A 14,677-nucleotide genomic window follows, 5' to 3' on the forward strand; every position below is an offset into this window, starting at 1 on the left:
AAAGACCTTGAGATTGTATGGCTCTCAAGGTCTTTTTCTTTTTCGATGCTGTTCCTCGGCGCCAGGCTGCCCATCTGGTTGAGCGTCCGCCTGCTCGCTCGGCCATGCTACTGTAAAAGTCGTTCCTTTTCCCGGCTCGCTCTCCACGGAAATGGTCGCCTCGTGCATCTCCACAATTTTTTTGACGATGGACAGTCCAAGACCGCTTCCGCCTGCTGTGCGATTGCGCGACTTGTCTTCCTTAAAAAACCGCTCAAAAATGCGTTCGAGATTTTCTTTGGCGATGCCGATCCCCGTATCGGAAATGCGCACCTGTACAGCGCCCTGCTGCTCGTGCAGTGCGACGCGAATCTGCCCGCCCGGCTCGGTGAACTTGATGCTGTTGGCAAGCAGATTGTTCCACACCTGGCTCATCATGTCCTCGTCAGCCACGATGTGCACCTTTTCCAGATCAAGCTCCATCTCAATCTCTTTGTCCAGCCATTGCGGTTCGCACGCCAAAATGATTTGTTGCAACTGCTGATCGAGACGATAGCGCTTGCGTTCAAACGGGTGATGCTTGCCCTCCAGCGAGGTCAGCTTCAACAAGTTGTCGCTGATTTTGGACAAGCGGTTGCTTTCCGTTTCGATGATTTCCAAGTAATGTTGACGCTCTTCGGCGCTCAGGCTGTCGTTTTGCAGGGCGCGGGCGAAGCCGCGAATCGAAGTCAGCGGCGACTGGATTTCATGCGAGACATTGGAAATGAACTCTTGGCGCATGTTCTCCATTTCCTGCAATTGCTCCGCCATGTGATTGATGCCCGCCACGAGCTGCCCCCACTCCCGCTCCACTTTGAAATCCAGATTCACGTTGAAATCTCCTTTGGCAATCCGTCTTAACGCATCGATCAGCAATTGAAACAGCTCCAGATGTCGCGGACGGACAAAGCGAGAAATCACAGACGCTATGAGAATAAACAAAACGAAGCTGAGGAAAGAGCTGACTACTGCCCGAATAAATTCGCTCTGCGTAAGTCCGGCATAGTGGAAAACGAAACCAGTCGCCCAATACGCCCCAGCCCCGCAGGCGATGAGCAAAGCCACCAGCCCGACCAGAAACAGCAGTTTCAGAACGATAAACTTGCGACTGGAATGGGACAAATGGTTCGGCATTTGTTTTGGCTGTTTCATTTGTCCAGCTCCAGTCGATAACCGAGGCCGCGGACGGTGCGGATGCGAAAGCCGTACTCCCCTTCCGGAAAACGCTCGCGCAGCCGATTGATGTGCACGTCGACGGTGCGTTCGTTGCCTTCAAAATCGTAGCCCCAGATTTGCTCGATCAACTGCTCGCGCGGAATCGTCTGCCCCGGATAGCTCGCCAGCTTGAACAACAGTTCAAACTCTTTCAACGGAATCGTCCACGCCTTGTCCTGACACGCAATCTCGAACGTCTTGCGATCCAACTGCAAAAGCCCTGCCTGTACTTTGTGGGAGGCGGCGATTTTGTAGCGCTTGAGCAGCGCTTTTACCCGCACAGCCAGTTCTGCCGGCTCAAACGGCTTGACGAGATAATCGTCCGTTCCGAGTTCGAAGCCTTTGACTTTTTGTGCCGTCTCTCCTTTGGCCGTCAGCATGAGCAGCGGGGTATCGTAATGCTCACGCAATTGTCGGCACAGCTCCCAGCCGTCCATCTGCGGCATCATAATATCGAGGATGACCAGATCGGCACCGGGCGATTCCATTTTTTTCAGCGCCTCGACGCCATTTTCCGCTTCCACGACCTCGAAGCCCTCGTTGCGCAAAAAGACGCGGACAAGCTCACGAATGTGCGGATCATCGTCCACTACCATAATTTTCGTCATGTCGCCTGCACCTTCTCCTTCATCAGCAATTGCTGGCTAGCCAGCTCCTTGTACATGTCATGCGATTCAAACAGTTGTTCGTGCGTTCCCATTCCGGTTATTTTGCCTTTTTCCAGGAAGATGATCTGATCCGCGTCCACCACGGTAGACAGTCGGTGGGCAATCACGAGAGTCGTGCGCCCCTTCATCAAGTTTTGCAACGCTTGCTGAACGATGATTTCCGACTTGCTGTCGAGGCTTGAGGTCGCTTCATCCAGCATCAAAATTTGCGGATCGCGCAGCAGGGCGCGGGCAATCCCGATGCGTTGGCGCTGTCCTCCCGACAGCTTGACGCCTCGCTCTCCTACTTGAGTGTCGTAGCCATCAGGCAATTCGTCAATAAACTGGTCCGCGTACGCCATCGCCGCCGCTTGTTTCAGTTCTGCTTCGCTAATCGGGCGGGAAATGCCGTAGCAAATATTTTCCCGGATCGTGCCTGCAATCAAAGGGCTTTCCTGGGAGACGTAGCCGATCTTGCTGCGCCATGATGCCAGCGAAAACGTATCGATCGGATCATGTCCCAAGCGAATTTCGCCTTCTGCTGGCTGATAAAACCGTTCCAGCAAGGCGAACAGCGTCGTTTTGCCGCTTCCGCTCGGCCCGACAATCGCCGTCACTTTTCCCGCCGGAATCGTGAAGCTGACCTGATCGAGAATGCGCTCCCCGTTTTCGTAGGCAAAGCCCACTTTGTCCAGTTGGATCGGCAGCGCTGCATTTTCCAGTGTGCGACCTGTCTCGTGATCTTCCTCCGGTTCCTCCAATGTAGCTATGATTCGCTCTGTTGCGCCCATTGCCTTTTGCAGTTGGGTAAAAAATTGGGTAAACTGCCCCAGCGGCATGATGATCTGAACGAGGTACAAAATAAACGCGACAAGTTCGCCAGCGCTCAGAGCGCCAGTCGCAACGCGCATCCCGCCGTAGCCCATGATCACGACGAGCAACACCATCAAAACGAACGAGATCAACGGCCCGATCATCGCCTGCACGCGGCCTTCTTTCAGCCCGTAACGGAACAGGTTGCCAATCCCCCGGCTTCCGGCTGCGTACTCATGCGGCTCGGCGTTTTGCGCCTTGACCAGCCGCACCTCGGACAAGACTTGATTCATGACCGTGGTAAAGCTCGCTGTCTCATCTTGCAGCCCTTTGGAGATTTTGTACATTTGCCGGCCTAACGGGACGAGAATCGCGATGGACAGCGGGACGGCGATCAGCATCGTCAGCGTCATTTGCCAATCGAGGTACAACAGCGTTGCCACCGAGCCGATGATGGCGATAATTCCGGTAAAAAAGTTGGCGAGGTGCTCGCTGATCAGTCCTTTGACAACCCCGGTGTCGTTCGTCATCCGGCTGATCGTTTCTCCCGTGCGATGGTTGTCATAATAAGCGACGGGCAGGACGAGCAGCTTTTTCCACAAGCGCTCACGCAGAGCAGCCACAATGCTTTGGCCGACGTGATTCAACAAGTAAATGGACAAGCCGCTGGCAATGGCTTGCGCGACGAAAGCAATCATCAACAGCGCAATTTGCCCCTGGCTGATCGTCGAAAGGGTGAAGCTGTCGACGAGGTCTTTCGTAAACATCGGAATGACCAGACTGACCACAGTCGTCGCGATGCTCATAAACAAGGCGATGCCGAGCTTCATTTTGGACGGCTTCGTTGCCTTGATGAGTTGATAAAAAGGTCGCCAATTTCCCAATCCGGGTCGTTGGTTGGTCGTTTGTTCTTTCATATAGCTGACTCCTCTGCTTGTTTTTCGTGACAAGTGATACGATAACGGATGAATGTAAACGAAATATAAACGGGATAATACATGAAGTCTGGATATTTTTCCTTCATTAAATACAACGGGAAACATACCGGTTTGTTTTTTCTCCCATCATTTTTGTATATAAATGATGAATTTGGGGTAGAAGCCGGGAAACAAATCGAGTATAATAAGTTCGTAATAAGGAAACGAAACTGCGTTTCACCAGATGAAACCCCAAGTTACAATAGGGAGGTTGTATACATTGGCTAAACAAGATGCTTACAAAGTGAAATCTTCCCTGCAAGTAGGCGACAAGTCTTTCGCGTACTATCGCCTGCAAGGATTGGAAGAACAAGGACTCGGCGATGTTTCCAAACTGCCGTTCTCCATTAAAGTTTTGCTTGAGGCTGCTGTACGTCAGTTCGATGGCCGTGCGATCACCAAAGAACACGTACAACAACTGGCGACCTGGACAAAAGGCCGCGACGAAAACCAAGAAGTACCACTCATGCCAGCTCGTATCGTCCTGCAAGACTTCACAGGCGTACCTGCTGTCGTTGACTTGGCAGCGATGCGTATCGCGATGAAGCGCGCTGGTGGAGATCCAAAACGAATCAACCCGCTCGTGCCTGTTGATCTCGTAATCGACCACTCCGTAATGGTTGACGATTTCGGTAATGCAGCAGCTCTGGACAACAACATGAAGCTCGAATTTGAACGCAACCAAGAGCGCTACCGTTTCCTGCGTTGGGCGCAAACAGCGTTTGACAACTTCCGTGCTGTTCCTCCAGCTACTGGTATCGTTCACCAAGTAAACTTGGAGTACTTGGCAACTGTTATCGCTACTCGCGAAGTAGATGGCGAACTCGTTGCTTTCCCTGACTCTCTGGTAGGTACTGACTCCCACACCACCATGATCAACGGTCTTGGTGTTCTTGGCTGGGGTGTCGGTGGTATCGAGGCAGAAGCAGGAATGCTCGGTCAACCTCTGTACTTCGTAACACCAGAAGTTGTCGGCTTCAAACTGACTGGCACCCTGAATGCTGGTGCAACGGCAACTGACCTCGCCCTGACTGTTACGCAAATGCTGCGTAAAAAAGGTGTGGTAGGTAAATTCGTGGAGTTCTACGGCCCTGGCCTGTCCAACATCTCGCTGGCTGACCGCGCTACCGTAGCAAACATGGCTCCTGAGTACGGCGCTACAATGGGCTTCTTCCCTGTAGATGCGGAGACACTCAACTACATGCGTCAAACTGGTCGTGAAGAAGACCTGATCTCTCTGGTAGAAACTTACACCAAAGCACAAGGTCTGTTCCGTACCGACGACACTCCAGACCCAGTCTTCTCCGAAACATTGGAACTGGATTTGTCCACTGTCGTACCAAGCTTGGCTGGTCCAAAACGCCCGCAAGACCGCGTAGAGCTGACTGCTATGAAGGAATCCTTCAACAACAGCCTCCGTACGCCAATCGACAAAGGCGGATTTGGTCTTTCCGAAGAGAAAATCGCAGCAAGCGCACCAGTTGCTTATCCAAACGGTGAAACCGCTACGCTGAAAACAGGTGCTGTCGTGATCGCAGCGATTACTTCCTGTACCAATACATCAAATCCTAGCGTAATGCTGGGTGCAGGTATCCTGGCGAAAAAAGCAGTGGAAAAAGGTTTGAAAAAGCCTCCTTTCGTGAAAAGCTCCCTGGCTCCAGGTTCCCGCGTCGTAACGCAATACCTGACTGACGCTGGTCTGATTGATTCTCTGGATGCGATCGGATTCAACGTAGTCGGCTACGGTTGCACCACTTGCATCGGTAACTCCGGTCCATTGCCGGAAGAAACCAGCAAAGCAATCGCTGACGAAGACCTGACAGTAGCAGCTGTTCTGTCCGGTAACCGTAACTTCGAAGGACGTATCCATGCACAGGTAAAAGCGAACTACCTCGCTTCTCCTCCATTGGTTATCGCCTACGCACTGGCTGGTACTGTAGACATCGACCTGACTACAGAACCAATCGGTACTGGCAAAGACGGAGAGCCTGTTTACCTGAAAGACATCTGGCCAACTCCACAAGAAATCTCGGAAGCAATGGGCAAAGCAATGAACCCAGACCTGTTCCGTGCCGAGTACGGCCAAGTGTTCACACAAAACGAAGCTTGGAACAAAATCGACGTTCCAACTGGCGATCTGTACGAGTGGGACGAAAAATCCACCTACATCCAAGAACCGCCATTCTTCAAAGACCTTGCTGGCGAAATCGCAGCGATCGCAGACATCAAAGCAGCGAACACCATCGCTCTGTTCGGTGACTCTGTGACAACTGACCACATCTCCCCAGCTGGTAACATCTCGCCAACCAGCCCTGCAGGTATTTATCTGCAAGCAAATGGCGTAGAGCGCAAAGACTTCAACTCCTACGGCGCTCGTCGTGGTAGCCACGATGTCATGATGCGCGGTACGTTTGCCAACATCCGTATCCGCAACCAGGTGGCTCCTGGCACTGAGGGCGGCGTAACGAAATACTTGCCATCCGGCGAAGTTATGTCCATCTACGATGCTTCCATGAAGTATCAAGCAGACGGCACTCCACTCGTTGTACTGGCTGGTAAAGAGTACGGTACTGGTTCTTCCCGTGACTGGGCAGCAAAAGGTACTTTCCTCTTGGGCATCAAAGCGGTTATCGCTGAGAGCTTCGAGCGTATCCACCGTGCGAACCTCGTAGGTATGGGCGTTCTGCCTCTGCAATTCGCTGACGGCCAAAGCTGGAAGTCCCTGGGCATCGACGGCACTGAGTCCTTCAGCATCCTGGGTCTCTCCGACGAAGTTCAGCCAGGCCAACGCGTAAAAGTAGAAGCAACCAAACAAGACGGCAGCAAGTTCGAGTTCGAAGTAATCGTTCGTCTCGACTCCATGGTAGACGTAGACTACTACCGCAACGGTGGTATTCTGCAAACCGTTCTTCGCCAGCTGCTGGACGAAGGCAAACCAGTAAACGCGTAAGTTTTCGCGACACAAATAAGTTCGTAACAGCACCCACCCAAAAAAGCAGGCCCCGGAATTTTCGGCGGCCTGCTTTTTCGTGTTCTGGAACACGTACAAAAACCACCACAAAAAGTCTGTGGTGGTTACCGATTTACTACTCTACTGGCGTTTGGTTTGGAAAAAAAGCAGTTCAAGTGTCATGAAGCTTTGCCAGCGGAGGCTGGGAAGAATCCCGCACTTTTATTAGCTTACTTGCGTCTCGCTGTCTTGCGAAAACTGGCTGTTGTACAAATCGGCGTAGAAACCGCCCTGCGCCAGCAGTTCTGCGTGATTCCCCTGCTCGATCACCGTGCCCTTGTTCATGACGAGAATCATATCGGCATCGCGGATCGTCGACAGGCGATGGGCGATCACAAAGCTCGTTCGTCCTTCCATCAGACCAGCCATCGCTTTTTGAATCAACAGCTCTGTCCGGGTATCGACGCTGCTCGTCGCCTCATCGAGAATCAAAATCGCCGGATCGGCGAGGAACGCCCTGGCAATCGTCAAAAGCTGCTTTTGTCCTTGCGAGATATTCGAGGCTTCCTCATTCAGCATCGTCTCGTATCCTTCCGGCAGTGTCCGCACAAAATGGTCGGCATGTGCTGCTTTCGCCGCCTCGATGATCTCGGCGTCGCTTGCCCCCGCCCGTCCGTAGGCGATATTTTCCTTGATCGTTCCGTTAAACAGCCACGTGTCCTGCAGCACCATGCCAAACTGGCTCCGCAGCTCGCCCCGCGGCAAATCGCGGATGTCGTGTCCGTCAATCGTAATGCGTCCGCCATCAAGCTCGTAGAAGCGCATGAGCAAATTGACCAAAGTAGTCTTGCCAGCCCCGGTCGGTCCGACGATCGCCACCGTCATGCCTGGCTGTACATCGATGTTCATATCCGTAATCAGCGGTTCCGCTTCCTTGTAGCCAAACGACACGTGTTCGAACTGCACATGCCCCTGCGAACGGACAGCGACAGCTTCGGAGCGCTCATCTGCCGACTCCTCTTCTGCGTCCAGCACTTCAAAAACACGCTCGGCAGCGACAAGCGTTGACTGGATGATGTTCGCAATGTTGGCCGTTTGGGTAATCGGCTGGGAAAACTGCTGGGCGTACTGGATGAACGCCTGCACATCCCCGATCGTAATACTGCCGCGAGTCACGAGCACGCCTCCGACTACACAGACAAGCACAAATCCGATATTGCCGACAAACATCATCAAAGGCATCATGATCCCGGCAAGAAACTGCGCCTTCCAGCCTGATTGATACAGCTTTTCGTTAATCGCATCGAACTTCTCGATCGCGCTTTTTTCCCGGCCAAACGCTTTGACGATTTTATGCCCCGTGTACATTTCTTCCACGTGTCCGTTCAGTTCGCCGAGCGCTTGCTGTTGTCCTTTGAAATGCGGCATCGAGCGGGAAGCCACCAGTTTGATCACAACGACGCTAAGCGGCAAGGTCAGCATCAAAATCACCGTCATCAGCGGACTGATCGTCAGCATCATGACGACTACCCCCACCAGCGTGATGATCGACGTGATCGTCTGCGTCAAGCTTTGCTGCAACGTCCCGCTGATCGTATCCACATCGTTAACGACCCGGCTCATGATCTCGCCATGCGTGCGCTCGTCAAAGTATTTCAGCGGCAGCCGCGCCAGCTTTTCATTTACTTCTTTGCGCAAAGCATACACGGTCTTTTGCGCGACAGAAGCCATCACGTATTGCTGAATATAGGCAAACAGAGACGAAAACAAATACAGCCCGATCAGCGTCACGATAATTTGCCAGATCGCAGAAAAATCGAACGTCGCCCCAGGTACTCCCTTCACCTTGCCCATGAACCCTTCGAAAATCGTAGTCGTTGCATTCCCCAGCAGCTTCGGACTGAGAATGCCGAAAATCGTACTGAGTGCAGCGGTCAAAAAGACGATGAATAGCTGGAAGCGATACGGCTTCAAATAGCCGAGCAAGCGGCGCAGCGTCCCTTTGAAATCTTTTGCCTTCTGACCAGGCATTGTCAGCATTCCAGGCCCGCCGAAGCCCATCGGCCTTTGCCCGCCTGGCCCTTGGGGAGGTCGTTGTTGATTTTCCTTCATGCGAGTTCCTCCTCTGTCAGTTGGGATGTAACAATCTCCTGGTAGATGCTACAGGTGGCAAGCAGCTCGTGGTGTGTGCCGATCCCCGCCACTCTGCCTTCCTCCAGCACGATGATTTGGTCAGCGTCCATCACCGTGTTGACCCGCTGTGCCACGATGATGACCGTCGCCTCCTGCGTTTCGTTTTTCAAGGCAGCTCTCAGCTTGGCATCTGTTTTGAAATCAAGCGCCGAAAAGCTGTCGTCAAAAATGTAGACGCCCGGCTGGCGAACGAGCGCCCGGGCAATCGAAAGCCGCTGCTTTTGCCCACCCGACAAATTGGCTCCGCCCTGCGAGAGCACCGTATCCAATCCGTCCGGCATGTTCTCGATAAAGTCTGTGGCTTGGGCAATGTCCAGTGCGTGCCGGATTTCCTCTGTTGTCGCCTCTTCTTTTCCGTAACGAATATTGTCCGCAATCGTCCCGGTGAACAGCAGAGCCTTTTGCGGCACGAAGCCAATGTTTGTCCGCAGCTCGCTTTGCGGCCAGTCGCGCACATCCGTGCCGCCTACTTGAACACACCCGCTCTCGACATCGTAAAAGCGCGGGATCAGGCTGGCGAGCGTGCTTTTCCCCGAGCCGGTTCCTCCGATCACGGCCGTCACCTGTCCACGCCGGGCCACGAAAGAAATGTCGGAGAGGGCGGGCTTTTCTGCGCCTGGATAGCGGAACGTCACTTGGTCAAAAACGACGTCTCCCCCTGTGCTTGCTTTCCCTACACTTGCCTGCTCGCGGTCGACGATGACCGGCTCAGTCGAGAGCACGTCGTGAATCCGCGCCGCTGAAGCGGAAGCTCTCGGCACCATGCTGAACATCATCGACGCCATCATCAAGGAAAACAAAATTTGCATCGCATACTGCAAAAAGGCCATCAAATCGCCTACTTGCATATGGCCCGTGCTAATCCGCAATCCGCCAAACCAGATGATCGCAATCGAAGTGGCATTCATCATCAGCATCATGACAGGCATCATCCCAGCCATGATCTGGTTGGCTCTGATCGCTGTCGCAGTCAAATCTTCGTTCGCGCGATTGAAGCGTCCCCGCTCGTGCTCAATCCGATTGAAAGCCCGCACGACGCGGATGCCTGTCAACGACTCGCGCAGCACGAGATTGAGCTTGTCGATTTTGCCTTGCATGGCTTGGAAATACGGAATCCCTTTCGAACCGATCCCGAAAATCGCCAGGACCAAAATCGGAATCGCCACAATGATCACGATGGACAGCTCCGCGTCTTTGGACAAAGCCATGATGATCCCGCCGATACACATCATCGGAGCCATGACCATCATCCGCAACATCATGTTCAGCACCTGCTGGACTTGGGCAATGTCATTGGTCGTTCTCGTGATCAGCGAAGCGGTCCCGTGCTTGTCGAACTCCTCCAGCGAGAACCGTTCAATATGACTGAACACGCTGCTGCGTATCCGCATCCCGAAACCGGAAGCAGAACGGGATGCCATGTAGCTGGCCGCGACAGACAAAACTGCAGCGCCTGCCGAGACAAGCAGCATGAAGCCGCCCGTTGTCCATATATAAGCCGTATTTTCCTTCACGATCCCTTCGTTGACGATATGTGACATCAACGTCGGGAGATACAAGTTCGCAATCGACTGAAGCAACATAAACAACATCGTCAGAAAGACCATCTGACGGTATGGCCGTAAATAACGCAATAATTTCAGCAAAAAAATCCTCCTTTTGTCCTTCAGCTACATGCGCGGTTAAGGCCGGAGCATGGAGACGCACGATTCAGTTGCCGCTTCAATCTCATCCGTGAGCAACGCCTTGATTTGTTCCATATCATGTCCGTCCGCACGCAAGCTCTTCTTTTTCCGGTGCAAATAACCCATCGCGTGCATCATCGCTCCCCAAAACTGCTCCGCGAGCAGCTCCGGCGACATTTGACGCACATCGCCTGCCTCCATCCCTTGGCGGAGCGCATCTACCATGACTTGCAAATTGTTGTCGCGCCACATCAGCCCACGCAGTTCTTCCCCCGTAAACAGCTCACGCAAATCATGGCGCATGCGAAAAAAGAACATGACATGCAAAGAGCGTTCAAACAAATTGTGGAACATGACGAGGGCAAACTGTTTGCACAGTTCTACCGCTGTCCCTTCCTGCGAAAAATGATAGCGGGTATGCTTGTTGGAGAGCTGAAACATATGCGCAAACAAATCGCGAAACAACGAGCGCTTGTCTTTGTAGTAGTAATACACCAATCCTCTGGCTACTCCGGCATGCTCAGCCACATCCTTGATATCTGCGGCTGCATAGCCCTTTTCCACATAAACAGCAAGAGCGCCCTGCATGATCGCTTCCTTTCGCTGGGCGCGAATTTCTTCGTTCTGCTCCTTTGAGCGAGGCACGAGCTGCTCCCCCCTTTTTTCATTGACTTTCGTGTCAGTCAAAATATAATCCTGTTAGCAGCGACTGTCAATAGGTGAAAATCGTCGCTGTAAAACGAATGCATGTTCTCTTCCCGCTTGAGCCACCCTTATAGGGAAGGAGGGATACGATCATGAGCGAGCAAAACTTCGAACAAATTTATGCGGAATACAAAGCGGCAGGCGAGCAACAGGCTTTGCGCGAAAGCGACCAGGGCTACCTCCCGTCTGCTGCGGGCAAAGAGCAAATTGTTGCCGTGCGCAAAAATGACGATGGCGATTTGATCGCCTTCAAAACAAACTCGGGAAGGGAGCTGGATTACCTCACCGCTTTGCAGGAGGCCAAGGCGGGGAACCTGGCGCATGTAGACGTGTTTCACAAGTACGGACGGGATATTTTGCGCAGCGAGCCTGACGGCATCAAGGAAAACAACCTGGACAACCTCCCTGCTTTTTAAGTCGCCACACCCTGTACAGGCCATTGATCCGATGGCCTGCTTTTATTTGCTTCGCGAAAAGCAGGCCACGCCTAAGCAGCAGGGGCAGCGAATATTTATGGAAAAAGCAGGATTTCTCATTTCACCAAATGGGGAGGAACATACTGTGAAACAGTTGTTTCGAGAAACGTGGATCGAAGTCAATCTCGATGCGATCAAGAAAAATATTCGGGCGTTCCGTCGCTATATTCCCAAGCAGACGAAAATCATGGCGGTGGTCAAGGCGAACGCTTACGGACATGGTTCGGTAGGCGTTGCCCGCCACGCTCTGCAGTACGGAGCAACCTCTCTTGCTGTCGCGATCATCGAGGAAGGCATTGTCCTGCGCCAGGCGGGAATCACCGCCCCGATCCTTGTGCTTGGATTCACCCCGCTCTCACGCGTCAAGGAAGCACTCGCCTGGAATATCGAGCTATCCGCCTTCCAGGTAGACTGGATCAAAGAAGCGCAAAAAATCGTCCGCGCATCCGATTTCAGCGGCCGCCTGAACATTCACGTCAATATGGACACAGGGATGGGACGTCTTGGCGTACGGACAAAGAAAAATCTGCTCTCCGTCGTAAAAGCATTGGAGGCCAGCCCGGACTTGCACTGGAATGGCATTTTCACCCATTTTTCCACCGCCGATGAAGCCGACCACACCTTGACCAAGCTACAACACGAGCTATTCGTCAATGGCCTGCGCTATTTGGAGCAACACGGGTTCAAGCTCCCGACCGTACACATGTGCAACACAGCCGCCGCCATCGCCTATCCGGATTACAGCGCAGATATGATTCGCCTCGGCATCGGCATGTACGGACTGTATCCGTCCGCTTACATTCGCAGCCTGAATCGCATCAGGCTCGTGCCCGCGCTCAGTTTGAAGTCGCGTTTTTCGTATGTGAAAACGATGCTGTCGGAACCGTACACGATCAGCTATGGAGCGACGTACATAGCGAAAAAAGGCGAAGTCATCGGAACGATTCCCATCGGTTATGCCGACGGCTACTCGCGCGCTTTGTCGAACCGCGGGTTTGTGTTGTACAAAGGCAAGCGCATGCCCATTGCCGGGCGCGTGACGATGGATCAGCTGATGGTCAGTCTCGGTGAGCGAAAAGCGAAGCAAGGCGAGGAAATCGTCCTGTACGGCAAGCAAGAAGGCGGAGAAATTACCGTGGATGAAATCGCGGAAATGCTCGGAACGATCAACTACGAAGTCGTGGCTACTTTAAGCAACCGCATCCCGCGCTTGTTTTTGGTCAAAGGAGAAGTCGTGGAAATCACGCATTTGCTGCCAAAAGGATAACCGCTTGCCCACTCCCCTGTACGAACAGCACCCGCTGTCAGCAGGGGAGTTTTTTCGCATAGATTAGCCGCCAGCAACAAAACATAAGAGAATCTTGCCATGGAAAGGATTGGATTGAACCCATGAAGTCACGATGGACCTGCGCCATTCTTGCCTTTTTGCTGCTCAGCCTGCCCCTTTTCGGCTGCAAGGCTGGTGAACCATTTCAGCTCCAGGAGAAAAAGGGGCCAGCCCCGCTTTCTGACGACGGCTCGGTTCAGGCGCATAAGCCAGTCGTGGTCATCCTGATCGATTCGTTAATGGACAAGCCCCTGCAAGAAGCCATCCGCCAAGGCCGCGCTCCTGCCCTGGCTTTTTTGCAGGCAAAAGGACACTATTTCCCGCGCATCGTCAGTTCTTTTCCCACGATGTCTGTCACCATCGACAGCACGCTGCTCACAGGAAGCTACGCCGATCGCCACCACATCCCCGGACTTTCCTGGTACAGCGAAGCGGAAAACCGGATGATTTACTACGGATACGGCCCGAAAGAAGCGCTGAAAATCGACCAGCCGCAAGTGCTGCTCGATGCCATTCAGCAATTGAACCAAACCCAGTTGAGCAAAGACACAAAAACGATCCACGAAGAACTCGCGGACCTGGGCAAAGACTCTGCTTCCATCAATGCGATTGTCTGGCGCGGAAAAACAGCCCATACCTTGAAAATCCCCCATCTGATCGAGGTGGCCGCTCAACTTCCCGGCGAGCTTTCGGTTACGGGACCGACATTCATGTCCTACGCCGCCTTTGCCCAACTCGATCCGAATCAAAAGCGGCACACGCGAATCTGGCGCAAATACGGCATGAACGATGAGTTCTCTGCGCAGGAAACCGCCTTTTTGATCGATCATAGCCGACTGCCTCCGCTGACCATTGCCTACTTGCCGGAAAATGACGCAGAGGTCCACAAAAAGGGGCCAGCGACGATAGACGGGATTGAAAATGCGGACAAGGCGCTGCAAAGTCTGCTTGATACTTTTGGATCGTGGGACCAGGCGGTCGAGGAAGTGCGTTGGATCGTCATGGGAGACAGCGCACAAAGCGCGGTAAAAGCGGATCGGCAAGCCGCTATTATCGACCTGCGCAGCTTGCTCGCGCCTTTTCTCATCCCCCCGATCAGCCGTCCTCCGCAAGCGAATGACCAGGTCGTCATCGCCGCCAATGAACGGATGGCGTATGTGTACGCCCTTGATCCAAAGCTCTCCCTCTCTGCGCTCGTCACTCAGCTTCAGCGCGAGCCGAGGCTCGATATCATCGCGCGCAAAGAAGGATCGTCCACCGTCGTCTCCGCTGGCGGAAGCGATGGCAAACGCCGGGTGGCGTACAAGCCAGGCGGGCCTTTTCAAGATGAGTACGGGCAGTCGTGGAGCTTGCAGGGTGACGCGAGCGTGCTCGATATCAAGCGGGCAAAAAAGCGCATCACGTACGGAAAATACCCCGATGTGCTTGCCAGGCTGAACGGTGCCTTGAACTCCCATCCTGGGCGCTACGTGGTTGTCACCGCCCAGCCTGGCTACGAGCTGGTGACAGAAAGCTCTCCTGCCCATCTGGGAGGTGCTGCACACGGCTCGCTGCATGAAGTCGATTCACTCGTCCCGCTCTTGGTCACCGGGACGGACAGCCGACCGAAAACGAACCGCATCGTCGATCTCAAAGAATGGTTGCTTCGTCTCGTAAACGAATAGGCTTGCC

General features: G+C 53.4%; 10 protein-coding genes. 4 read left to right on the forward strand and 6 right to left on the reverse strand.

Annotated features, from left to right (window positions below; translation table 11 throughout):
- Positions 1-24: 24 nt before the first annotated feature.
- From NST23_RS19960 to NST23_RS19970, 3 genes are read right to left on the reverse strand one after another with little or no spacing between them, the layout of a single operon-like run.
- Positions 25-1,170, reverse strand: coding sequence for a sensor histidine kinase (locus tag NST23_RS19960; protein ID WP_340964427.1), 1,146 nt, complete (start codon positions 1,168-1,170; stop codon positions 25-27).
- Positions 1,167-1,841 carry a response regulator transcription factor gene (locus NST23_RS19965; protein ID WP_122963989.1) on the reverse strand — a complete coding sequence of 225 codons (675 nt, stop codon included), beginning with the start codon at positions 1,839-1,841 and terminating at the stop codon, positions 1,167-1,169. Before NST23_RS19965 ends, NST23_RS19960 begins: the two co-directional genes overlap by 4 nt.
- A complete protein-coding gene (locus tag NST23_RS19970) occupies positions 1,838-3,610 on the reverse strand; it encodes an ABC transporter ATP-binding protein (RefSeq protein WP_280648752.1) in 1,773 nt (590 codons plus the stop codon). Before NST23_RS19970 ends, NST23_RS19965 begins: the two co-directional genes overlap by 4 nt.
- 280 nt (positions 3,611-3,890) lie before the next feature.
- On the opposite strand from NST23_RS19970, the gene acnA reads away from it, so the two are divergent.
- Complete coding sequence (acnA, locus tag NST23_RS19975) at positions 3,891-6,620, forward strand: aconitate hydratase AcnA (protein WP_122963987.1); 2,730 nt, start codon at positions 3,891-3,893, stop codon at positions 6,618-6,620.
- Between the two features lie 225 nt (positions 6,621-6,845).
- Here the strand turns inward: acnA and NST23_RS19980 are convergent, their stop codons facing one another.
- The 3 genes from NST23_RS19980 to NST23_RS19990 are packed head-to-tail and all read right to left on the reverse strand — an operon-like array spanning position 6,846 to position 11,143.
- Positions 6,846-8,732: an ABC transporter ATP-binding protein gene (locus NST23_RS19980; RefSeq protein ID WP_274874142.1), complete on the reverse strand. Its 1,887-nt coding sequence runs from the start codon at positions 8,730-8,732 to the stop codon at positions 6,846-6,848.
- Positions 8,729-10,459, reverse strand: coding sequence for an ABC transporter ATP-binding protein (locus NST23_RS19985; RefSeq protein WP_340964430.1), 1,731 nt, complete (start codon positions 10,457-10,459; stop codon positions 8,729-8,731). The genes NST23_RS19980 and NST23_RS19985 overlap by 4 nt, the downstream gene beginning before the upstream one ends.
- A 36-nt stretch (positions 10,460-10,495) precedes the next feature.
- Positions 10,496-11,143 carry a TetR family transcriptional regulator gene (locus tag NST23_RS19990; RefSeq protein ID WP_173596888.1) on the reverse strand — a complete coding sequence of 216 codons (648 nt, stop codon included), beginning with the start codon at positions 11,141-11,143 and terminating at the stop codon, positions 10,496-10,498.
- A 152-nt stretch (positions 11,144-11,295) separates the two neighbouring features.
- Here NST23_RS19990 and NST23_RS19995 point away from each other — a divergent pair, with 152 nt between their 5' ends.
- The 3 genes from NST23_RS19995 to NST23_RS20005 all read left to right on the forward strand — a co-directional run bounded on the left by NST23_RS19995 (position 11,296) and on the right by NST23_RS20005 (position 14,670).
- Complete coding sequence (locus tag NST23_RS19995; RefSeq protein ID WP_122963985.1) at positions 11,296-11,619, forward strand: DUF3892 domain-containing protein; 324 nt, start codon at positions 11,296-11,298, stop codon at positions 11,617-11,619.
- 145 nt (positions 11,620-11,764) lie between these two features.
- Positions 11,765-12,946, forward strand: coding sequence for an alanine racemase (gene alr, locus NST23_RS20000; protein WP_122964071.1), 1,182 nt, complete (start codon positions 11,765-11,767; stop codon positions 12,944-12,946).
- Positions 12,947-13,068: 122 nt separating this feature from the next.
- Positions 13,069-14,670, forward strand: a complete 1,602-nt coding sequence (locus NST23_RS20005; protein WP_173596887.1) for an alkaline phosphatase family protein — start codon at positions 13,069-13,071, stop codon at positions 14,668-14,670.
- Positions 14,671-14,677 lie beyond the last annotated feature (7 nt).

This window comes from Brevibacillus sp. FSL K6-0770 (genome assembly GCF_038000275.1).
GTDB lineage: Bacteria > Bacillota > Bacilli > Brevibacillales > Brevibacillaceae > Brevibacillus > Brevibacillus parabrevis.

What these genes read in the sequence shown, in the direction of transcription:
- NST23_RS19960 (WP_340964427.1), bottom strand. Translation starts at nt 1,170, where the DNA reads ATGAAACAGCCAAAACAAATGCCGAACCATTTGTCCCATTCCAGTCGC.
- NST23_RS19965 (WP_122963989.1), bottom strand. Translation starts at nt 1,841, where the DNA reads ATGACGAAAATTATGGTAGTGGACGATGATCCGCACATTCGTGAGCTT.
- NST23_RS19970 (WP_280648752.1), bottom strand. Translation starts at nt 3,610, where the DNA reads ATGAAAGAACAAACGACCAACCAACGACCCGGATTGGGAAATTGGCGA.
- NST23_RS19980 (WP_274874142.1), bottom strand. Translation starts at nt 8,732, where the DNA reads ATGAAGGAAAATCAACAACGACCTCCCCAAGGGCCAGGCGGGCAAAGG.
- NST23_RS19995 (WP_122963985.1), top strand. Translation starts at nt 11,296, where the DNA reads ATGAGCGAGCAAAACTTCGAACAAATTTATGCGGAATACAAAGCGGCA.
- NST23_RS20005 (WP_173596887.1), top strand. Translation starts at nt 13,069, where the DNA reads ATGAAGTCACGATGGACCTGCGCCATTCTTGCCTTTTTGCTGCTCAGC.